This is a genomic window from Glaciimonas soli, from assembly GCF_009497155.1.
GTDB lineage: Bacteria > Pseudomonadota > Gammaproteobacteria > Burkholderiales > Burkholderiaceae_D > Glaciimonas > Glaciimonas soli.
In genome coordinates this window covers 188,811-210,605 of the sequence record NZ_WINI01000006.1, presented here as the reverse complement: position 1 = coordinate 210,605, position 21,795 = coordinate 188,811, and the positions used below count along the sequence as shown (strand labels likewise).

At 52.7% G+C, this 21,795-nt stretch carries 18 protein-coding genes; all 18 read left to right on the top strand.

Annotated elements, in window-relative coordinates; translation table 11 throughout:
* The first annotated feature begins 406 nt into the window (after positions 1-406).
* The 18 genes from GEV47_RS19710 (at position 407) to glcE (ending at position 21,790) form a co-directional block, all read left to right on the top strand.
* Entirely contained in the window at positions 407-2,086 is a 1,680-nt protein-coding gene (locus tag GEV47_RS19710) for a collagen-like triple helix repeat-containing protein (RefSeq protein WP_153235027.1), read from the top strand.
* Between the two features lie 316 nt (positions 2,087-2,402).
* Positions 2,403-4,121: a ShlB/FhaC/HecB family hemolysin secretion/activation protein gene (locus GEV47_RS12105; RefSeq protein WP_194270657.1), complete on the top strand. Its 1,719-nt coding sequence runs from the start codon at positions 2,403-2,405 to the stop codon at positions 4,119-4,121.
* 350 nt (positions 4,122-4,471) lie between these two features.
* Positions 4,472-4,666, top strand: a complete 195-nt coding sequence (locus GEV47_RS12100; RefSeq protein ID WP_153235025.1) for a Flp family type IVb pilin — start codon at positions 4,472-4,474, stop codon at positions 4,664-4,666.
* A gap of 98 nt (positions 4,667-4,764) precedes the next feature.
* The gene (locus tag GEV47_RS12095; RefSeq protein WP_153235024.1) at positions 4,765-5,307 is read left to right on the top strand and encodes an A24 family peptidase; all 543 of its coding nucleotides are present in this window, start codon (positions 4,765-4,767) and stop codon (positions 5,305-5,307) included.
* 83 nt (positions 5,308-5,390) lie between these two features.
* A complete protein-coding gene (locus GEV47_RS12090; protein ID WP_153235023.1) occupies positions 5,391-5,909 on the top strand; it encodes a TadE/TadG family type IV pilus assembly protein in 519 nt (172 codons plus the stop codon).
* 180 nt (positions 5,910-6,089) lie between these two features.
* Complete coding sequence (gene cpaB, locus GEV47_RS12085) at positions 6,090-7,073, top strand: Flp pilus assembly protein CpaB (RefSeq protein ID WP_153235022.1); 984 nt, start codon at positions 6,090-6,092, stop codon at positions 7,071-7,073.
* Between the two features lie 203 nt (positions 7,074-7,276).
* Entirely contained in the window at positions 7,277-8,599 is a 1,323-nt protein-coding gene (locus GEV47_RS12080; RefSeq protein WP_153235021.1) for a type II and III secretion system protein family protein, read from the top strand.
* 83 nt (positions 8,600-8,682) lie between these two features.
* Positions 8,683-9,993 (top strand): AAA family ATPase, encoded by a 1,311-nt coding sequence (locus GEV47_RS12075; protein ID WP_153235020.1) that lies wholly within the window; start codon positions 8,683-8,685, stop codon positions 9,991-9,993.
* Positions 9,994-10,052: 59 nt separating this feature from the next.
* Positions 10,053-11,414 carry a CpaF family protein gene (locus GEV47_RS12070; RefSeq protein ID WP_322741624.1) on the top strand — a complete coding sequence of 454 codons (1,362 nt, stop codon included), beginning with the start codon at positions 10,053-10,055 and terminating at the stop codon, positions 11,412-11,414.
* Between the two features lie 2 nt (positions 11,415-11,416).
* A complete protein-coding gene (locus GEV47_RS12065) occupies positions 11,417-12,346 on the top strand; it encodes a type II secretion system F family protein (RefSeq protein WP_153235019.1) in 930 nt (309 codons plus the stop codon).
* Between the two features lie 121 nt (positions 12,347-12,467).
* On the top strand, positions 12,468-13,424 hold the full coding sequence (locus GEV47_RS12060) for a type II secretion system F family protein (protein ID WP_153235018.1): 957 nt from the start codon (positions 12,468-12,470) through the stop codon (positions 13,422-13,424).
* Positions 13,421-14,299 carry a tetratricopeptide repeat protein gene (locus GEV47_RS12055; RefSeq protein ID WP_153235017.1) on the top strand — a complete coding sequence of 293 codons (879 nt, stop codon included), beginning with the start codon at positions 13,421-13,423 and terminating at the stop codon, positions 14,297-14,299. Before GEV47_RS12060 ends, GEV47_RS12055 begins: the two co-directional genes overlap by 4 nt.
* Before the next feature lie 57 nt (positions 14,300-14,356).
* Positions 14,357-14,815, top strand: coding sequence for a DUF3613 domain-containing protein (locus tag GEV47_RS12050; protein WP_153235016.1), 459 nt, complete (start codon positions 14,357-14,359; stop codon positions 14,813-14,815).
* Positions 14,816-14,858: 43 nt separating this feature from the next.
* On the top strand, positions 14,859-16,550 hold the full coding sequence (locus GEV47_RS12045; RefSeq protein ID WP_194270656.1) for a TadG family pilus assembly protein: 1,692 nt from the start codon (positions 14,859-14,861) through the stop codon (positions 16,548-16,550).
* Between the two features lie 89 nt (positions 16,551-16,639).
* Positions 16,640-18,007 (top strand): sigma 54-interacting transcriptional regulator, encoded by a 1,368-nt coding sequence (locus GEV47_RS12040; RefSeq protein WP_153235014.1) that lies wholly within the window; start codon positions 16,640-16,642, stop codon positions 18,005-18,007.
* A 198-nt stretch (positions 18,008-18,205) separates the two neighbouring features.
* Positions 18,206-18,910, top strand: coding sequence for a DUF2968 domain-containing protein (locus tag GEV47_RS12035; protein ID WP_153235013.1), 705 nt, complete (start codon positions 18,206-18,208; stop codon positions 18,908-18,910).
* 280 nt (positions 18,911-19,190) lie between these two features.
* Complete coding sequence (locus tag GEV47_RS12030) at positions 19,191-20,693, top strand: FAD-linked oxidase C-terminal domain-containing protein (RefSeq protein ID WP_153235012.1); 1,503 nt, start codon at positions 19,191-19,193, stop codon at positions 20,691-20,693.
* An 11-nt stretch (positions 20,694-20,704) separates the two neighbouring features.
* Complete coding sequence (glcE, locus tag GEV47_RS12025) at positions 20,705-21,790, top strand: glycolate oxidase subunit GlcE (protein ID WP_153235011.1); 1,086 nt, start codon at positions 20,705-20,707, stop codon at positions 21,788-21,790.
* The last annotated feature ends 5 nt before the right edge of the window (positions 21,791-21,795 follow it).

Sequence of the window (21,795 nt, the reverse complement as noted above, 5' to 3'; positions counted from 1 at the left end):
ACAATTTAAGCGCCGTCATTGCCGCGGATGCGGGAATCCATAGGTCGAATGATTCCATACCGGTGATGCTCGCGCCGATTATTCATTCGCTCAGCCATTTATACGCGGCCTAAGGTTCGCATGCATGGTGGTGTCTTTCGCAATTTATGTTCCCTTGTTAATACCGATTTGTTTCCGACCGTTACGTTACATGTTACGTAGCAAAGTTCGCAACGGCCGCTACGCAGATGCTTGAGGTCGCTTTACTGGTGTTGATTGAATGTTTCTCTTACTCATTGATTTATAAGGATTTTTTCGAGAACTGATACGTTGTGACAGCAGTTTTCTTTGAGGGATTTTTGGCGGGCACACTTTATGCGCTAGACACTATGTATAGCGTTATCCGATTCATCAAAAAAAGGGGAGCCTGACCATGAAAACATCGAAAAGAACATTGAAAAAAAGCGGATTGCTAGCTGCGTCCATGTTACTGACAATATTACTCACTGGTTGTGGCAGCAGTGGAGGAATACTTACTAATCCTTTAGGAGGTAGCGGTGGCACAACTGGCGGCGGGACAGGTACAACAGGCGGTGGAACTGGCACCGGCACAGGAACTGGTACTGGTCCAGGCACTGGAACTGGCACTGGTACTGGAACTGGCACTGGTACTGGTACTGGCACTGGCACTGGAACTGGAACAGGCACCGGAACTGGAACGGGAACTGGCACTGGAACTGGAACGGGAACTGGCACTGGAACTGGCGGCACCACGCCGACACCTCCGACCAGTCTGATTTCAAATGTAGGCACCACTGTGTCGAGCGTAGGTACGGCCGTCGATGGCGCCGGCAACGCAGTCATCAGTCAATTGCCGCTCACTTCTGCTACATCGACCGCGGCATCGGGCCTGCTTGGCAATGCCAGCGGTATAGTCACAGTGGCTGGTCAAGGCGTAACGAACGGCCTGGGTCAAATTGGCACAGCGCAGAATCCGATAGGCATCACGGTAGGAAATACCGGCGGAGTGGTTGCACAGGTCGGCGATACCGTGAACAGTGCCGGTCAGGTAGTTACCAGCCTGGGCAGCAGCGGCCCGCTGCATATTCTGGCGCCAGTGACAACACCGGTGGGCGGTTTGGTCAGCAGCGTCGGCGTCGCCGTCACCGACACAGTTGCACCGACACTCACCAAAGTATTGACGACCGGTCCGGTGGAGCAAGTAACGCAAACGTTGAGCACTGCGATCGTACCTTTGACCAGCACAGTCTCGACCGCACTCCAGACCGTTGGCAACACTACAGCGCTGAATCAACCGGTCAATCTTTTATTGGGTGTGGTTGGCGGCACTGTCGCTAGCGTCGGTCACGGCCTGACTGCTTCTAATGTACCGGTCGTCAACAATCTCGGTCCGGTAGTAAGCAATACAGGCGTTCTGGTTGGCAGTCTTGCCGTCAACGGTGTGATCGGCACCGGCCAGCCATTATTGGGAAATCAAACCGGCGGCCTCTTGCAGCCAGTTGATAATACGTTGTTGGGTCTCCTTATCAAACCGCTGACTCCAGTAGTTGGCGCCGTGGGCAGTCTCGGTACCCTGGGTTCAAGCGGTAGCAACCCACTTGCCCCTGTCACCGGATTAGTCGGTGCGCTAACCGGTGGTCTTGGCGCCGTCGGCGGTACTTCTGGCAGCCCACTGGCTCCTGTCACCGGATTACTAGGCGGATTAACCGGTGGCCTTGGTGCTGCTGGCGGCACTTCTGGTAGCCCATTGGCTCCTGTCACCGGATTGGTGGGCGCATTAACCGGCGGTCTTGGTGCTGCTGGCGGTACTACTAGTAGCCCACTGGCACCTGTTACCGGATTGGTGGGCGCATTGACCGGCAGTGTTAGCGGTGCCGGCGGTACTGCTAGTAGCCCATTGGCTCCTGTCACCGGATTGGTAGGCGCATTGACCGGTAGCGTCAGCGGCACTGGTGGTACTGCCGCTAATCCTCTGGCTCCTGTGACCAGTTTGGTAGGCGGTCTGACTTCCTCACTTCTAGGGACTGGCAGCACTACAGGTAACGGCCAAACGACGGGTCTGCTGGGCGGCTTAATCAAAAAATAAACAGTAGCTGCTAAATAAAAAAGATCTTGGTTGCGACCGGGATCTTTTTGTTCGAGCAAGAGGTGAAAAAAGTCGATGCGTGAGGAGTCGAGATGACAACGCATGTATGCGGCAATAAAATAGTTGCAATAAATAAATTCTTGCCGTAACTTAAGGGCTGCTCGAATAACTCTATTCCGTCATCTGCGCGTGAGCGGGGATGGCGGAATTTTTTGAGGCTACGTTAAGCGATATAGCATCATAGCGACTTCAGATCCCGATTAATTGACAGAATAGACTGGTTTTGCCGTCTACAATGAACGAGAGCCGTAGCAGCATGCAACTATTCAATTCGAGATGTTATCGCCGCGTTGCGGTGATCATGGTCAGCGGCGTTTACTGGCTGATGTCATCGTATCCTTTACCGGCACTCGCAGATGCGCGCAGTCCGCTGCAAGGTAATCCTGCCGATACATTGCCTAAAGTCGAAGCGCCAGCAAGCGCGCCGATGACCATTAATATCCAGACGCAAGGCGTTGATCCGGCGTTGCAAAAATTGTTGACCAGCCATCTGACACCGTCGCGTTTTCAGATCGCCGGCAGCAAGACTTTACCGTTCGATCAGATTGCGGCAGTGTTTGCACCACTGGCTAATCGCGATACCACTGTCGCTGAGTTGCTAGCCGCTGCCAACACGGTCACAAAGATGTATCAAGACCAAGGCTATCCACTCTCTTTTGCGTTCATCCCGGCCCAGAGTTTTGAGAATAACGTGGTGGTGGTGTCGATCGTCGAAGGCTACGTCAAGAACGTCAAGGTCGAAGGCAATCCCGGTAACAGCGAAGAGCGCCTGAAGCAGATTGCCGAACAGTTGCAACAAGACCGACCATTACGCCGCGCTACTTTTGAGCGTGTCGCCGGTATTCTCAGCTTGCAGCCGGGGGTGAAGATTGTCGCTAACGTCGCACCGCCGACCTCTACTGATGGCGCGGCCGACATGGTGCTGACGGTGAAACGGCGGCCGATTACAGTCGGCGTCGGTGTCGATTATCAGCAGCCTGGAATTCGTGGTTTGCTGACAGCTACCAGCAATGGTTTGACACCGATGGGTGAACAGGTGACGGTCAGCACGTTGCAGCCAAGCGGACCGCAAGACGAAAAATATTATGCGATCAATTATGTTCAACCGATCGGCAATAACGGTCTGCTGGGCAAACTGAACTGGTCCGACTATCGCGCGCAACCAGAAAATTCAGCGTTGGAAAGCGTCGATTACCTCACGCGCTATCAAACCAAAACAGTACACGCTGGCGGTTCCCTCAGTTATCCCGTAATCCTCGATAACACGCATAGTTTAACTGTCACGGGCGGCGCCTATGCTGCCGAAAATGACCAGGTGCTTACCCGCTCAGTACCGACCACGCCGATGTCCATCGCGCTCAGTTCGCAGGTTCGGGTATTGAGTGCGGAAGCTGCCTGGGTCGATGTTAAAACGGGGCCGGACAAACTGCAGCAGACGCGGCAGTTGAGTGTCGGCGTTTATAAAGCCATCGACGGCCTCGGCGCTCAACGCGAGAACAGCAATGTCGATCTGAGCTTTACCAGAGTCACCGTGCAAGCAGCGCAATCGAATCAATTGGGCGGCGGCTTTGCCGTTGCGGTCGCTGCCAGCGCGCAGTACAGCAGCAATATTTTACCGACCTCAGAGCAGATCGGTTTCGGCGGCAAGCAGTTCGGTCTCGCTTATCCAGTTGGCGAAGTCGCCGGCGATAAAGGCTGGGGCGTTTCAGTCGAAATTAATCGTCTGTTCCCATTGAGTTACACCTATCTCAAAACAGTGCAGCCCTATTTTCTGATAGATCATTCGCGCGTGTATTCGAACGCCGTTGCCTTGACTCACGACACGCTGGGGTCTGTGGCGATAGGCGTGCGTTTGTCAGATAGTCGCTACTACACCTTGGATTTATCGCTGGCGCAGCCCGTGGCCGACATTCCCATCAACGCCACTTCACGGTCGCCGCGTGTGAATGCAACGTATTCGTATCAGACCGATTAAATGTCGCGGCATCTTTGGCTGATTGCGCCCCGGATGACATGCGTTTTATGGGTTTTTCTTATCATTGAATATCGCTTGTTTTGATGTAATTATTCTTGCATGTAAAACGCAAAATAAAGGGAAGTCACGTTTCTACAATGGAAATGTTGTTAGATGAAATTTTCCACAAATATTATTGTTGAAAAAGAATAATTTCCCTTGAGGTAATTTTTAATCAAGATTAAGCTAACAGCACGTTGTTTGAAATCAGAGATAGTTATTCACGGTTGAATGTAGAGCCATTCGTCCGCGGATTGCTGTGAAAAGGGTCGCGTTCTTTAATGCAATGAGTACTTTTTCAGGAGATCACAATGAATGCCAAACTAATCAAATTTCTTCGGGATGAAGATGGGATTACTGCTATTGAGTATGGTCTGATTGCCGGATTGGTAGCCGTAGCATTGATAACGGCAGTGGGCGCATTGACTGGAACTGGGACTACTGGTTTGATCGGTATCTTTACTGCGATCGGAACCAAATTGACCAATATGATTGGTGGCATCTGATCAGCCTTATTATCGTCGTCATCACCTGACACAACTAGATATCATCAAATGTCGCGATCAGCCCAACTCCTCTCAATGTTCAGTTGGGCGTGATAATTATGTTCGATGCAAAATTTTCTCTGTTGGTCCTATTTTTGTTTTTTTGCACTCTGATATTTTTATACGACTACTTGTTTCGCCGGGTTCCTAATAAATTATTGTTGACCGCGATTGCTTTGCAACTGGGATGTCTTGTGTTGTTAGGCAAAGGGTTAAATGGAGCAGGGTGGGTGAGCGCACTGTCCGGGTTGATTGCCGGTTTGGCGTTTTTTTTGCCCTTATATTTATTGCGGGCGATGGCCGCAGGTGATGTCAAATTTTTTGCTGTGCTCGGCTTATTGCTTGGACCGGGCACGTTGTTACCAGTGTTCTTGATAGCATCGCTAATCGCCGCCGTTCATTCTGTTGTGATTTACGCGTCGCGGTTGGGTATTGCACCGAAATTGCAGCTGGCAGCGACGCGAATAACACGCTGTTCCTGGTATCAGCGAATGCTGGAAAAGCGCGGCAACCGTGTTGGTATTCCTTATGCAGCCTATATGGCTGTAGCTGGCGCCTGGATAGCAATGCATAGTGCGGGAGTGGTGCCAGGTTTTATTTGAATTCGTGTTTTACATCATGCATATCAGTGCAGCAAGCGTCGTTCAGGCACTGATCGTTTCGACGGTAAAGATCGGGAGCACGGATGTATAACAACTATAAATATGCGGCTCGCCCCAACTTGAGGGGAGAGGCCAAGAGCATCGCCCAACGCGGTGTTGCAGCCATAGAATTTGCATTGGTCTTCCCGGTATTTTTCATACTGCTGTATGGAATCATTACTTATGTCTTGATTTTCGTGGCTCAGCAGTCGCTGACACTGGCGGCCGAAGAAGGAGCGCGTGCCGCGTTGCGATATACCAGTACCGGCAGTCCCACCGATCCCGCCCGCGGCACGGCTGCCTGCAATACCGTCACGCCACTTGTCAGCTGGCTAGGCAGCGCCATATGCAGCAGCCCGCCAGCTAAATGTCCCACCACCGGACCCTGTGTCCAGGTCACTTATCTGGCGACATGCTTTACCGGTTCTAGCGCACAGTGCATCACGGTAAATGTCACTTACCCATATGGCACTCAACCCTTGGTGCCGCTTCTGGGAGGGGCGTTAATGAGTGTCGCGGTGCCAACCAAGCTGGGAGGCTCGGCCACGGTGCAAATTGATTGAATATTGTTTTGGCGTGTGATTGGAAATTATTTATTTGCTGTGCATAGATGAATTCCCGCGTTTGCTGGAATGACGCAGGAAGAGTTATTCGAGGTGGCTTTAACGTCCTCACTGATTTGAGTTTTGTATGAAAACCATTTTGAACATTTTCTTCGTTCGGATAGACACTCACTACACTCTATGAATAACCTGACAAAAATTGTTGCAGCAATACTGGTAGTGGCGGCTCTCGGTTTAGCGTTCGTAGCCTGGTGGATCGGCAGTCGTCCACCGCCGACAATTTCCGCGGCAAGCGCCAAGTCATCCCAGCAATATGAAGTGGTGGTGGCCGCACACGTGCTGGCGGCGGGCAAGGCGATTGCTGCCGATGACATCAGCCTGGTGAGCTTGCCGATCAATCCCGCCGGCGCATATAGCCAGACCAGTTTGGTAGTAGGCAAAGTTCCTTTGATGGACGTTGGTGTCGGCACGCCGATTACCGAAAGCGCATTGGCGAGCGGATTGGCAATGAAGCTGGCTGCCGGTGAACGGGCGGTAGCGATTCCGGTCGACGAAATTGTCGGTGCCGGGAATCGTATCCAGGCGGGCGATTATGTCGATGTGTTTTTCACACTCAAACAAGGTCAGGACATCGAAAAAACACAATCGCGTTTGTTGATGTCGCGCTTGCAGGTTCTATCGTATGGCACTGCCGTTATCGGTACTGCCACCGCCAGTGGCAGTGCCGGGGCGCTGCCGACGCAACAGGCATCGCAATCGGCGCAACAGCAATCACAACAAGGACAGCCGGTTGCTCGCACGGCAGTGTTGGCAACGCCTGTCGCCGATGTCAATCGACTGTTGTTGGCAACTCAGAATGGCAAGTTGATGCTGGCATTGCGCAACCCCAGCGATGAAGACATTCCAGATATGGCACTGTTTTCGTCACCGGCCACTGTGCTCATCGGTAAAAAAGATCTGACACGCGATCAGCAGGATGCGTTGAAGCAGCCGGATAATCGGGCTTTTGCAGGCATAGAGATGAACGGCTTGGCTGGTGACGCCAAATCGGCGCCGAGCAGCAAACCGAGCGTCGCTCCAAGAGCGGCTTGGGAACGGAACGCACGAACCGTCAATACGGTTGAAGTGATCCGAGGCACGCAACGTGAAGCCGTGGCTTTTTGACGTACAGATTTTTTCAGCAGGGTTTTGGGAGAACGTTAAAAACACCGTCATTCCCGCAAATGCGGGGGATGTAGCTGCAGGAGATTGTAATTAAGATGGATCTCCGAGTTCGTGGGGACGGCAGGACTAGTGTTTTAACAAAATTATTAAGCGGCATTGGTATTGTTTATTACTTATATCAACAACAGGATAGACCGCAACTCATGAAAATTCACGCCATATTTTTTTCATTATTGTTGAGTGCAAGCGCAATGCCGGGATATTCCGTAGCGGCTACTCCATATGTCGCCGCCGGCACTCCCATTACCATCGGTATGCGTGAGCAGCGAAGCTTGCCGGTTGCGGGCACGCTGGAACGGATCGCCGTAGCCGATCCGGAAGTGGCCGACGTTATGATAGTGCGCGGTTCCGGTGGCAAGAGCGGCAGTGTGCTTCTGATGGGGAAAAAGGCCGGCACCACCACCGTGACTGCGTGGACCAAAGGCATGCCAGAGACAACCTGGAGAGTGACAGTGCAGGGCGACTTGCAGGCTGCATTGGCAGGCCGCAGCGGTGCCGAGGTGAAGATGCATGGTGCCGCGACTGTGATCAGTGGCCAGTCGCCATCGCTCCTGGCGCACGCCAATAGCAGCGCCGCTGCGATGGATGCTGCGGGAAAAGGGAAAGTCCTCGATGTCTCGACCATCGATACCGGCAACGTAGTACAGATTGATGTCAAGATAGTTGAATTCAGCAAAACGGTATTGAAAGAAATCGGCTTTGATTTTAATGCCGCCATAAACCATGGCAATTTCAGTTTTGGCATCGGCAGTAACCTCGCTTCACAGGGGGGATTGTCGACAACATCAGCAGCAGTCGGTTTGTTGACCAAGTACACCCATGGTGGTTTTAGTTTGACCAACAACTTGCGGTTGATTGAAGGTAACGGCCTGGCGCGTGTTTTGGCTGAGCCATCGTTGACTGCGCTGTCGGGGCAAAGTGCGAGTTTTCTCGCTGGCGGCGAATTGCCTATTCCGCAGTCCGGAGGCCTCGGCACCACTACGGTTGTCTTTAAACCTTTCGGTATCGGCTTGACGGTCTCGCCGACGATATTGGACAAAGGGCGGATTGCCTTGAAGGTCGCGCCAGAAGCGAGTGATATCGACTACGCCAACGCCATTGTCACCGATGGTGTTTCGATCCCGGCAATTACGACCCGGCGCGCCGATACCACGGTTGAGTTAGGCGACGGGGAAAGTTTCGTCATTGGTGGACTGGTATCACGCACCACAACTTCCAATGTCAATAAAATTCCATTGCTCGGTGATCTGCCCATCATCGGCAGTTTTTTTCGTAATCTGAGTTATAACCAGGCCGACAAAGAGTTGGTGATCATCGTCACACCGCATATAGTCCAACCTATCGCCAAGAATGTACCGCTGCCACTGCCGGGCGAAAACGAGGAACGCAATACGCCAGGTACCGCCTGGGGAAGTTATCTGCTCGGTAGCGCGAGCAAGGACGAAATGCCGGGATTTTCAAAATAGGTAACGCTGTCATCACCGCGAATGCGGGAATGACGTAAAAGCAGATATTCGAGCGACCCTTAAGCAAAACAACTTGGGATCACATGATGAATGCGCGTAACAAAGCTTTGAATGAACTGACTGCGCTAAGCCGTTTCGTATTCTGCTCGCCTAACGGCATACAAGCAGAATGGCTGAGCGCAGCACTTGGCAAATGGGGAACCTTGCTGCAGGAAAAAGCCAGCGTAATGGAATTGTTGCCACGCATCGCTGAACTCAAGCCCTTGTTGGTATTGCTGGATTTCTCCGGTGTCGAGCACGCCAACGATCAAGCTGGCGTCCTCTCATCCGATGTTCACGGCGCTTCCGCACACGCAATTGAATTAGCGCGCGCACTGACTAAAGCAATGCCAACCTTGCCTTTGGTCGCAGTCGGTTCCATGGCATTTCCCGAAGGGGCGATCGCCGCGCTGCGGGCCGGCGTCAGCGATTTCATTGATGTCAGCGCCTCCGAAGATGAGGCGCGTGACGTGGTGCAGCGGGTGCTGGCCAAGGCTGAAGCGCGCGGTTCGGCGCCAGTTCCGGTCAAGCGCGGCCAACTGGTGACGTTGTTGGGAGTGCGTTCTGGTATCGGTACCAGCACGCTGGCAGCGCATCTGGCGGACATGATTCAGCAACGCCATACCGGTCACGGTGGCAAGCGGAATACGACCGACAGCCGGGTGGCGCTGCTTGATCTCGGTTTGCCTGCCGGCGATGGCAAGTTGTACCTCAGCGCCAACGGCAATTTCGATTTTGCCGAGGCCGTGCGCAATCTGCGTCGGTTTGACGAAACACTGGTGCACACCGCGCTGCCGCGCAGCACTGGCGGCGTAACGGTTATTTCCTTGCCGCACAATTTGAGCGAGATGCGTACCGTGTCGCACCACGACGCGTTGGCTTTGCTGGACCGCCTGCGATTATATTTCGATGTACTGATCGCCGATCTGGGCGGCTTTACCAATCAAGATTTTATTGCCAATCTGACCGGAGCGGCCGATCAGGTATGGCTGGTCACGGATCAAAGCGTAGGCGCGTTGGTGTCATTGGCGGGGGCTTTGCAAGAATTGAACGAACGTCATCCGGATGACGGCAAACGGCAATTGATAGTGAATCGGTATGACGAGCGCTTCGGTATGGCTGCCAATCAGATTGCCGAGCGTTTCAAATTGCCCTTGCTGGCAACTTTACCGGAGCGCACGCTGAAACTGAATGCCAGCGCAAATCGCGGCAAGCTGTTGCATGACGTTTCTCCGCACGATATCTATATAAGAATGATCGATGGTCTCATTGACGGTTTGCTCAAACATGAAAAAAACACGCCGCCAAAACAAGGGATGGGGCGTTTGTTGCACAAAATTTTATTAAAGAAATAAGCAGCATCAAGAAAGCAATGGAAAAGACGACTCCTTGATGAAAAACTGGAGAAACAAACGTGAGTAACCAGATTGAATTTTCCGATGACGACCAAACGTTTTCGCATACCCAGGAATTTCAGGATATCAAGACGGCGGCCTACGATCATCTGCTGACGCGGATTGAAGAACTGGGCGCTGAGTTTGGTCGCTGGTCGCGCAGCGCAATCCAGCAATTCGTCAATCTGGATGTCGACGGTTTTGTCCGATTGCAGCGTATCCCTTTGAATGAGTCCGAGGTACGGCAGATTGCCGATGCCCTGACTAAGGAACTGGCTGGTTTGGGGCCGCTGGAAGATCTGCTGGCCGATATGACGGTCGAAGATATTCTCATCAATGGCTATAACGACGTATTCGTTTCGCGTCACGGGATATTGCAGCGTGAGACGCTGCGTTTTACCGATAACGCCCACCTGCTGCGTATTGTCAGACGCATTCTGGCACCGCTAGGTCGCCGTCTTGATGAGTCGAATCCCATGGTCGATGCCCGTTTGCCGGATGGCGGCCGGTTGAATGTAGTGATTGAGCCATTGTCCGTAGACGGTCCGATGGTGTCGATCCGAAAATTTCGCAAAGAGCCGCTGAAGCCCGCTGACTTGCTCAATCTTGGCACCATGAGCGAGGAGATCTATTCGCTGCTGGAAAACGCCGTCAAAGCCCGTTGCAATATTCTGGTCTCCGGCGGTACCAGTTCCGGTAAAACTTCCTTGCTGAATGCACTGGCATTTTTCATTCCGGAAAACGAACGCGTGGTGACGGTAGAAGATACCGCTGAACTGTCGCTCAATCACCCACATGTGGTGCGTCTGGAATCACGTCTAGGCGGGTTTGAGGGCAGTGGCGCGGTCAGCATTCGCGACTTGATCCGCAACAGCCTGCGGATGCGTCCGGACCGGATTATCGTCGGTGAAGTGCGGGGCGCCGAAGTACTCGAAATGCTGCAGGCGATGAATACCGGCCATGACGGATCAATGGGCACGATCCACGCCAATACACCGCGAGAATGCTTGTACCGGATTGAAATGCTGGCTGGCTTTGCTGGCTTTCAGGGCAGTGAAAGCAGCCTTCGGCGGCAAATTGCCGGTGCTCTCGATTTCATAGTCCAGATCGGCCGGCTATCTAACGGCCGCCGTCGCATCGTCTCGATTACCGAAGTGACCGGCATGGGTGACAACATCATCACTATGCAAGAACTGTATAAACACGAAAGCTATATTGCTCCAGACGGCGAAGAAGCGGACCGCTGGATATCGCTGGGTATCTTTCCCCATGCACCAAAATTACAACGGCAGCGCCAGCTTGGTCAGCAAGGCACTGGTAGCCCACACGGCAGCGTTGGCGGTTTTCCGCATGGCTCCGGCACGCAGCCGGGAAGGCGCTAATCATGCGTATTGCGCTATGGCTGCTGGCCGCGGCTCTGTTATTGATCGGTGCCGCGTTATGGTTGTGGCAGCGCGCGCACCAACGCGCGCAGCAAGATGTCAGTGCCGCATTCGTTGATCGGCAGATTGAACGGATGCAACCGGTTCAACTGGCATCAAAGACTGAGACCGAAACGACGCCGCAATTGCAGTTGCAAATAGAAGCCTTGCGTCATTTCTTTTTACGCGCCGGGATTGAACACCCCAGCGGCAAGCTGTACTTCCAGTTATTGGCACCGGGCGTAGCCCTGACCTTGCTGGCGTTGATCTTTGGTGGATGGTTTTCTGCCTTGGGAACGTTGTTCTTGTACGTCATGTTATTGGTTTTTTATTTTTGGTTAAAAAGCTCAAAACTGCAGCGTGTCAGAGTGCGGCAATTGCCAGGATTCTTGGATACTTTGGTGCGCCTGGTAACCATCGGTAACAGCATAGGCGCCGCCTTTCAAACCGACATCGCCAGTTCCGACGGGCCATTGCGAGTAGTGCTGGATCGCGCCAATCGACAGGTGCAGGCAGGAGTCGACCTGGAACATGCTTTGCGCCAGCAAGCGGCGATTTTCCGATTTAAGGAACTCGATCTGGTGGCCGCGGTGATTGGTGTTTCCGCACGCTTTGGCGGACGTTCCGATCTGGTTCTGGAACGGATGGCGGCATTCATGCGCGATCTGGAGCACGCCCAAAATGAATTGGTCGCCTTATCGGCAGAGATTCGATTGTCCGCCTGGATCATGGGTATCTTGCCAGCCGCTATCGGTATGTTTCTGATCATATTCAATAACAACATGTTTATGAATATGTGGCATGACCCGATAGGAAAAAAAATGCTGATCGGTGCGGTCGTGCTTGAGCTGCTGGGCGGCTTCGGTCTATTCCGTCTGGCTAAAACGGTGTGACGCAACAATGTATAAACAGTTTTTGGGGAAAGACATAAGCTGGTCGAATAGCGCTGTTCCATCATTCCGACGAACGCGAGGATGACGGAATTTTTGGAGGTCGCCATAAGGTGGAAATAGAATGAATACAACACAACACACGCTGATTATCTTGGCGATCTTGCTGATGGCGGCGGCCTTGTTGTTGATGGGCGCGGCGCTGCTGGCAAGAGCGTGGCGGCTCCGGCGTAATCTGGTCACGATGGAACAAAAGATTGTGGCGCATGAACAGTCCTCGGCTGCGCCGGATGCGGGCGCCAAAGTGCTAGGTTGGCGCGATCGCCTGATCGCGCTCAGTGCCAATTGGATTGATACCCCGCTAGGGCGTCAGCTGGTGGCAGAAGAAGACAGACATTTGTTGGATCAGTGCGGTGTCAACGATCTGCGCGGAAGGTCATTGTTCTTTGTAGCGCGAGTGGTGCTGGCGGTCTGTTTGCCATTGCTAGGCTTGTTATTGTTTGAACGCGGAGGTTGGTTATCGCTGCTGTTGATTATTTTCTTTGGCCTTGCACTGGGATACATGCTGCCGAAGTGGGCGATGCGGCGCGTCGCACGCAAGCGCCAGCGTCTGGCCGCAGAGGAATTGCCATTGATGATTGATTTGCTGCGCTTGTTGCAAGGTGTCGGCTTATCGGTTGATCAGAGTTTGCATGTGATTGAAAACGAATTCAGTAATGTGCTGAAAGTGCTGGGCGAGGAATTGACAATCGCCGGTCGTCAATACAGCACCGGACGCAGCCGGGAACAATCGATGCGGCGGTTCTCGACCGTGTTCGATAACGAGGACTTGCAGGCAGTATCGCGCCTGCTGGTGCAGGTGGAACATCACGGTGGCGCAGTACAAGAACCGCTCAAACAATTCAGTGAACGGATACGCGAGCAACGTAAGCTGGATATGAAGGAAAAGATAGGGAAGCTGACAGTCAAGATGACCGGCGTCATGGTGCTGACCTTGTTGCCGGGATTGCTGGTGATTACCGGCGGCATGGGGTTTCTGGCAGTGATCCGGGCCTTGTCGAAAATGGGAGCAGGCGCATGAAATTTTTTGGAATACCGCGAGAGCCAGATGTAGCTGCGGGACAGTTTTTTCCGCTCTCTGTTGTTTTTGTTGCAGTGTTATTGACCGGTTGTGGCACCAATTCTGCAAAGGTGAACGCACAACAAAACGAAGCGGCACAACTACGTCAGGCGGCAGAGGAAAAAGCGCCAACGCCGGATAACAAAGGAATGTATCTGGGCTTGATACGGCAAATGCAGGAGCAGGGTTTGTACTTTGCGTCACTGGCGCATATCGATGCCTACGAACAGCAAAATGGCAGTACTCCGGAAATCCAGCGTTTGCGTGCCGACGCTTTGCGCGAAACCCGGCAGAGCGCCGCTGCGGATGCCACTTATCGTACATTGTTGAGCTCTTCCGAGGCTAGCGCCGCTTGGCACGGTCTGGGTCTGCTGGCGGCTCAGCATGGCGATTACAAGGCTGCCGCCGCATCGTTGCGGGAAGCGGCAAAACGCGAGCCGACCAATCCTGTGATGTTGAGTGATCTGGGTTATGCGCTGTTACGTAGTGGCGATATTGCTACTGCCCGGGTGCCGCTGGCGCAAGCTGCGGAGCTGGCTCCGGACAATCGCAAGATGATAGGTAATCTGGCACTGCTGCTGTTGGTCTCCGGCGATGCCGAAAAGGCCCGCACCGTGATGGAGAAAGGGGCGTTATCTGCCGATAGTCGTGCGACCGTGTACCGCGTGGCAGCGGAAATTGGTCAACAACAACCGGCAACCGTGCACGGTTCTGCTGACGGTGTAAAAACAATCGCGAGCGGGGCTGTTACGTCAACGGATAAACAAACAAATCCGACGTTGCCGTCGGTGCAGCCATTTCAATCGATGCTGGATCGGTTTGGTAGTGGCGGCTGAGTGACCAACGTTACGCGGTTTGATTTTTGCTAAACAAAGTAAAAAAAGAAAGCACATATGACAATTCAGAAAAATCTCGGCAGGCACATTCTCCTCATCAGCTCCGCGCTGCTCATGACAGCTGTGATGTCGGATGTGTCCGCGCAAAACATGGAACCGCTGACTGGTAAGTTGTTGTCTGAACCGGTAGCCACATCGAGCTACGTCTCAACCGATGTCTCAACCGACGTATCAACTACGGCTCCGCTGGTCGCCGCCACTACGCCGGTTGCCGCGGCTCCTGCGCAGCCGCAGGAACAACAGGCATCGACCGAATTAGAAACAAGAATACGTGTTGGTGATGTTACGCATACCTTGTTGCAGGCTCAAGCCGACGGCCGTGTTGCCGGGCCTCGCCTGCCGATGCTGGGTGTGACCGCCACTGCCAGCTGGCAGCGTTATCTCGATAGTTTCCAGCATCCGTTGCCAGAATTTTTTAAAGTGAATGTATCGAAGAGCGATTCAAGCTCGAACTGATTATTTGCATGCGGATAACGACATCAAATTGACGCCAGCCACCATGATCTCACTTCCCTGCTCCAATGCTGATCAACGCTCAGCCGCGCGCCAACAGCAACGTGTGGCTGGTGGTCAGCGCGGTTCGATTGCGGTGATGGCTGTAATTTTCTTATCTGTCATGATCATTTTGCTGTCGTCGATTGATATCGGCTACCTGTTTTACATGAAGCGTGATTTGCAAAAAGCGGTAGATCTGGCGGCGTTAGCGGGTGCGCAGCAGCTTGTCAGTACGCCGTTAGCTGGCAATCCCACTGGCTGTGCAGCGACGGACGCGCCGGTATTGGCCGCCATAGGTAATGCCCAGACCAATGGTTTTACGATCGTAGCTTCTAACGTCACTTGTGGCTACTGGGACCCGGCTAACAATTCAGCTCCCAGTTATTTTTCGACTTCTGCGACCGCTAGTGTAGTAAGTCTGAATGCGGTGAAGGTGGTTGTCACGCAAACGGTGCCGATATTTTTTGGTTTGCTCCCGAACACCATCAGTGCTCAGGCGATTGCTTCGGGCACCACTCCAATTGCGGCGTTTTCTCTTGGGACGGGGTTGCTTTCTCTGTGTAGTAGTAACAGTGCGTTGTTGGCACCCCTGCTAACTGGTCTGAATGGCAGTAGTCTCTGCTTATCTGCTGTCTCATCCAGCGGACTGGTAGGTGCGCAGATTTCGTTGTTGCAGCTACTGAACAACTTAGGCGTAAGTGTCGGCAGCGTTAGTGAAGTAGCGAATATCAAGGTAACGTTGCTGCAACTGATCAATGCATCAATCAGTGCATTAACTCCAGCCCAACAAGCGAGTATAACAACGGATCTGGGGCCCCTGATCACCTTAGCGGGTAGTACGCAATTTACACTCGGTAAAATTTTGAATTTGGATACGTCTAATGGGCTTTCTGCGTTGAATGCGCAAGTCAATGTCTTGGATTTGCTGAATGTCGGCACATTGCAGGTTGCCAATGGGAATAATTTTGTCGATCTTGGTGCAAGCGTACCGGGTCTCGTGGGGGTGAAGTTAGCGCTGATTCAACCACCTCAGATAGCTGTTGGGCCTGTCGGCACGACAGCAACGTCGGCCCAGTTGCGGCTGGCTATTAATGTTGCATCAGTGTCGCTAGGAGTGGTATCAACTAGCAGTCTTCCCATTTATGTTGACCTCGCTGCAGGTCAAGCTACCCTAGAAGGTGTGCAATGTAACGCTTCGCCGCGAAGCGCTACATTTAACGTTAGCACCGGTATTGCCGATGTCTGTATGGCGACAGGGCAAGGCGTTCTTCCCCCGCCTACGTGCCCCAATGTGTCGCAGCCGGCGAATCAGGTTGGTGTGTCATTAAATACCATACTAGGCAATATAGGGTTACTTAAGGTTGGTATCAAGGTTCCTGTGACCAATCCGGTCGCGACATCGGTGACATTGAATGTGCCGCCGCAGGCACCCAGCACTGCGACTATCAATAGTTCTCTGGGCGCTATATTGGGCCAAATTATCCAACCTAACACTATTGCGGTTAGTGATCCTACAGGGCTCTTGGGCGGCTTACTGACAGCACTGTTGAGCGGTTTGGGGGCTATATTAAATCCGATTTTGGGTGGTATTGGCAGCATTCTCGATTCCGTATTGTCATTGTTGGGTATTGGCATTGGGCAAAGCACGCTCAGTTTGTCATCAGTCACTTGCGGTAACGTGAAGCTGGTGTATTGAATGATGTTTCAAATGATGGAAAATCTGGGGCAGCAAGCAACTGCCCAGCCTGTGCGGTTTTGAGCGACAAAGACTGAAAAGAAATGACCATGCAAAACAAACCTTTGCAAGAAAGTCTCGACATCTATGTATGGGAAGGTAATTCGGATATTGCCGAGCGGATTTCGCAATGTCTGGCGAGTTTCGATATTGAAGTGATTCGTGCCGACGGTATGCCGGTGACGCGCGATCAGGTTTCGTTGCGGTCGTCGCTGGCGGTGATCTCGGTGACTGTGATTGAGCACGTCGAATTTTCCATCGACGCCTGGCAAAAGGCGCACGGCATGCCGGTAATCTGGGTGGCTGAAGTGGGACGCACTGCCAATCCGCGCGTGTATCCGATTGAGTATTCACATATCCTGATGCTCGATTTTACGGGCGCTGAGTTGCGCAAGCTGGTGTTCCGTTTGGCAGCCGAGTTGCACGCCAGCGCCAGCGCGGATCGTGAGCCGCCACCGCTGATTGCGCATTCCGAACCCATGCAGATGCTGGTGGCCGAGGCTGAAGCTTTCGCCGATTGCGAGTCCAGCGTGCTGATTACCGGTGAGACCGGAGTCGGTAAAGAGCGCATCGCACAGCTTTTGCATCAGCGCCATGGTCGCTATCGTCACGGGCCGTTTGTGGCGGTCAACTGTGGTGCCATTCCGGACGGTTTGTTCGAATCGCTGTTTTTCGGCCATGCCAAAGGCGCGTTTACCGGTGCCTTGGTGGCGCATAAAGGTTATTTCGAGCAGGCCGATGGTGGCACGTTGTTCCTTGATGAGATTGGCGATTTGCCTTTGTATCAGCAGGTCAAGCTATTGCGGGTGCTGGAACAAAGTGCCGTCACCCGGCTCGGTTCGCAAACCGAGATCAAGTTGGATTTCCGATTGACGGCGGCGACCAATCGCAATTTACGTGAACAGGTTCAGCAAGACATGTTTCGCGCCGATTTATATTATCGGCTGGTAGTGATCGAATTGCGTGTGCCTAATCTGGAAGAGCGCGGCAGAATCGATAAGATTGCGATTTTCAACAACCTGCTGGCGCAAACCTACGATCAAATCCCGCCGCCGCCGGACTGGCTGCTGGAACTGGTTGCCACGGCAAAATTTGCCGGTAATGTGCGCGAGCTGCGCAATGTGGCCGAGCGGGTTGGCATCATTTATCGCCAGTTAGGCGACTGGGATCGTGCCCGCATTGATCGTGTATTCGACAGGCTGGGCACCATGGAGGCGGCAAATGATGGGAATAATTTGGCCGTAGTACGAAAAAAATGGGATGAGGTCGAACGCAACAGAATTCTTTCCATGTTGGATGCCAACGGATGGCAGCGTCAGAATACCGCCCATGCATTGGGTATCAGCCGTAAGGTGCTGTGGGAAAAAATGCGGAAATTCCAGATTGTGGATAGTGACGCGGTTGGCGAGGCTGAATAATTGGTTCCGACTGGGTGATAGAATAACAACGAAAATCTTGGTTTGAGTAAAAACAATGCCCAGCAACAACTAGTTTGCAGATAAAATTGCTCGGGTGCTGAATTTGGTCCTGTAAGTAATGACGCGTAACTAATTTAATAAAACACTAGCGTTATCCCCGCATTCGCGGAAATAACGAATTAAAGAAGGAATCAGGGGATGAAAGTAACTGTACGCAAGGTAGTCTGCTGTGTGGGAGTGGGAATGTTTATTGCCGGGATGTCGGTCAACGCACTGGCGCAATCGTCCACCGCAAGCCCTGCGCCAGCAATTGCTGTTACTCCTCAGTCTGCGACCGCCGCGACTAAGTCTGCGCCTAAAAGTACTATAAGCACTAACAGTACCATCAGCGAATTGCAGCAATTGATGCCGAACGGCGTGAGCGAAATGCGCACTACCTATAACGGTAGCTACGGCGCCAGTCTGTTATTCAAGCCGGATACACGTACTTATTATGTCGCGCTGTTCCAGCAAAAGAATTTCTGGCGGGTTGTAAAAACTGCTTCGGATACGCAAGCTGAGCAGGTCTACAAGAGTTTCGTCGGCCAGACCGAAAAACTGGCTGACGTAGAATTACGCAGTCTCAAGCTGGAAGCGGACAAACAATACACGGAACAACAGATCGCAATGCAGGAAACTCGCCTGAACGCCTTGCAAAACGATGTGGCGCTTCAGCAGCAGCAAGAACAAAGCGTCTTGGCCCAGCAGGATCAGGGACGCCAGCAAGCGCAGCTGCTAAGCAACAAGCAACAAGCGGCAAGCAGCGAGTTGCGCAGCTTGCAGAGCCGTATCCGTGCGTTGGAATCACAACAGGTCACACTGAACAACAGCAATTTGGGTGATACCAATACTACTAAGAAATAATTAACCTGCTGATATGGATTGCGTCAGGCGATTGCCTGAGCGCACAGGTGCGAATACATCGGGATACGTCATATGGCGTATCCCGATTTTTTTTGCCGACATAAAATCTGACGCCATTGGTGAGGCACGATAAGCTATCTCAGCCAGTGCCTGCCAGAGGATAGGATCAGAAATTTATTAATGATACGGCTGCGCAAAGAGGTAAGCCGATACTGAATTCGTGCTGCATCCAAAAGAGAGATTGCGTTATACTTGTCAGATATCATTCAACTGAACGCGCATGCAAACCTCAATCGAGTCTTCCGCTTCCACTTCCTCTTTCACATTCGAACGTCAGAAACAAGTGGCGACTGCATTGCGCACCGTGCTTCCGGCCAATTCAGTGTTGTTTCATGCCGAAGACACTACGCCTTATGAATGTGATGCACTCGCCGCTTATCGCCAACGACCTATGGTGGTGGCGTTGCCAGAAAATGAAGAGCAGGTGGTGGCGATACTCAACATCTGCCGCAACTTAAAAGTGCCGATCGTGCCGCGTGGCGCAGGTACCGGCTTATCCGGTGGCGCTGTACCTATTGTTGACGGTGTCGTGCTATCGACCGCAAAACTTAATCGCATCGTCAAGCTGGATGCTTATGCGCGCACCGCTGTAGTGCAGCCCGGCGTGCGTAATTTGGCGATTTCGGATGCCGCTGCTGCGCATGGTTTGTATTACGCGCCAGATCCTTCGTCGCAAATTGCTTGCACTATCGGCGGTAATGTCGCCGAAAATTCTGGCGGCGTGCATTGCCTTAAATACGGTCTCACCATACATAATGTGATGCGAGTACGAATGGTGACAATCGAGGGCGAAATTGTCGAGCTCGGCAGCACTGGCCTGGATGCGCCTGGCCTGGATTTGCTGGCGGTGTTTATCGGATCGGAAGGCATGCTCGGTATTGTCACTGAAGTGACGGTGAAGCTGATTCCTAAGCCGCAGCAGGCCAGAGTCATCATGGCTTCATTCGACGATATCGTCACCAGCGGCAACGCGGTTGCCGATGTTATCGCAGCAGGGATAATTCCGGCCGGATTGGAGATGATGGATAAGACCAGTGTTGGCACCGTTGAGCCATTTGTCCATGCCGGTTATGACCTGGATGCAGCAGCGATTTTGTTATGCGAATCCGATGGAACTGCCGAAGAAGTGGAAGAAGAGATTGCCCGCATGAGTGCAGTCCTTTCCAGTAGTGGCGCAACAAAAATTGAAGTGTCACAATCAGAAGAAGAGCGCCTGCGCTTTTGGTCCGGGCGTAAAAATGCCTTCCCCGCTGCAGCGCGTTTGTCACCGGATTATTACTGCATGGATGGCACTATCCCACGTAAATGTCTGGCCCAGGTGCTACTTGGGATCGCGGAAATGGAACGCAAATATGGGTTGCGCTGCGCTAACGTGTTTCATGCAGGCGATGGCAATTTACACCCCTTGATTATGTTTGATGCGAATCAACCGGATGAACTTCATCGAGCCGAACTATTCGGTGCCGAGATTCTGGAGTTATGTGTCGCCGTCGGCGGTACGATTACCGGTGAACATGGCGTCGGCATAGAGAAAATCAACTCGATGTGCGTACAGTTTTCACCGTTGGAGCGCGAAGCTTTCTTTAAAGTGAAATACGCATTCGATCCCGCATTTTTATTGAACCCAGACAAAGCGATTCCAACTTTGCAGCGTTGTGCCGAGTACGGAAAAATGCATGTGAAGCGCGGTGAAATGAAATTTCCTGATTTGCCACGGTTTTAAAAGAAATGGTTATGAACGCGAAACAACTTAGTGAGCAATTCAGAGAACAAATTCTCAATGCCAGTGCCGCCAGCGCACCATTACAAATACGTGGCAGTGGCAGTAAAGACTGGTACGGCGAAGCACCGCAGGGCACGTTGCTGGATACGCGCAGTTATAGCGGCATCATTGCCTACGAGCCAACCGAACTGGTCATCACCGCGCGTTGTGGTACGCCGCTGGCAGAAATCGAAGCTGCGCTGGCAGAGTGCAATCAAATGCTGGCATTTGAACCACCGCATTTTGGCGCAAACGCGACCTTGGGCGGCATGGTTGCCAGCGGCATTGCGGGTCCGGCGCGGCCAGCGGTTGGCGCAGTACGTGATTTTGTGTTGGGCGCAGTGTTAATGGATGGCAAAGGCGATGTGCTGCATTTCGGCGGGCAAGTGATGAAAAACGTTGCGGGATATGACGTATCACGTTTGCTTGCCGGATCGCTTGGCACCTTGGGTTTGATATTGGAAATCTCGCTCAAAGTATTACCTCGCCCGGTGGCGACGGCCACTCGTCGTTTTTCCATGAGCGAAGCAGAGGCGATTCGCAGTCTCAATACCTGGGGCGGATTACCGTTGCCGATTTCGGCGAGTTGCTGGCATGGCGGTGAGTTGACGGTGCGCCTGGCTGGCGCACAAGCAGCCGTCAGTTCGGCGGAAGAAAAATTAGGTGGTGACTCTATCGCCGACGCAGAAGAATTTTGGTGTGATGTGCGCGAACAAAAGCATGCATTTTTCGATCAGGCATTCGACGCCGGATCGACTCTATGGCGACTCTCAGTGCCATCGGTGATTGCACCGTTGAGATTGTCCGGTCGCAGTTTGCTTGAGTGGGGCGGTGCGCAGCGATGGTTGGTGACCACTGATGCAGCAGAAAAAGTACGTGCCGAAGTTGGCGCTGTCGGTGGTCACGCGACTTTTTATCGCGGTGATGCTGCGCTTAAAAAAACGGTCGGTGCATTTCAGCCATTAGCGCCGGCAGTCGCAAAAATCCATCGCAATCTAAAAGACGCCTTTGACCCAGCCGGGATTTTTAATCGTGGCCGTATGTACTCTGACTTTTAAAAATC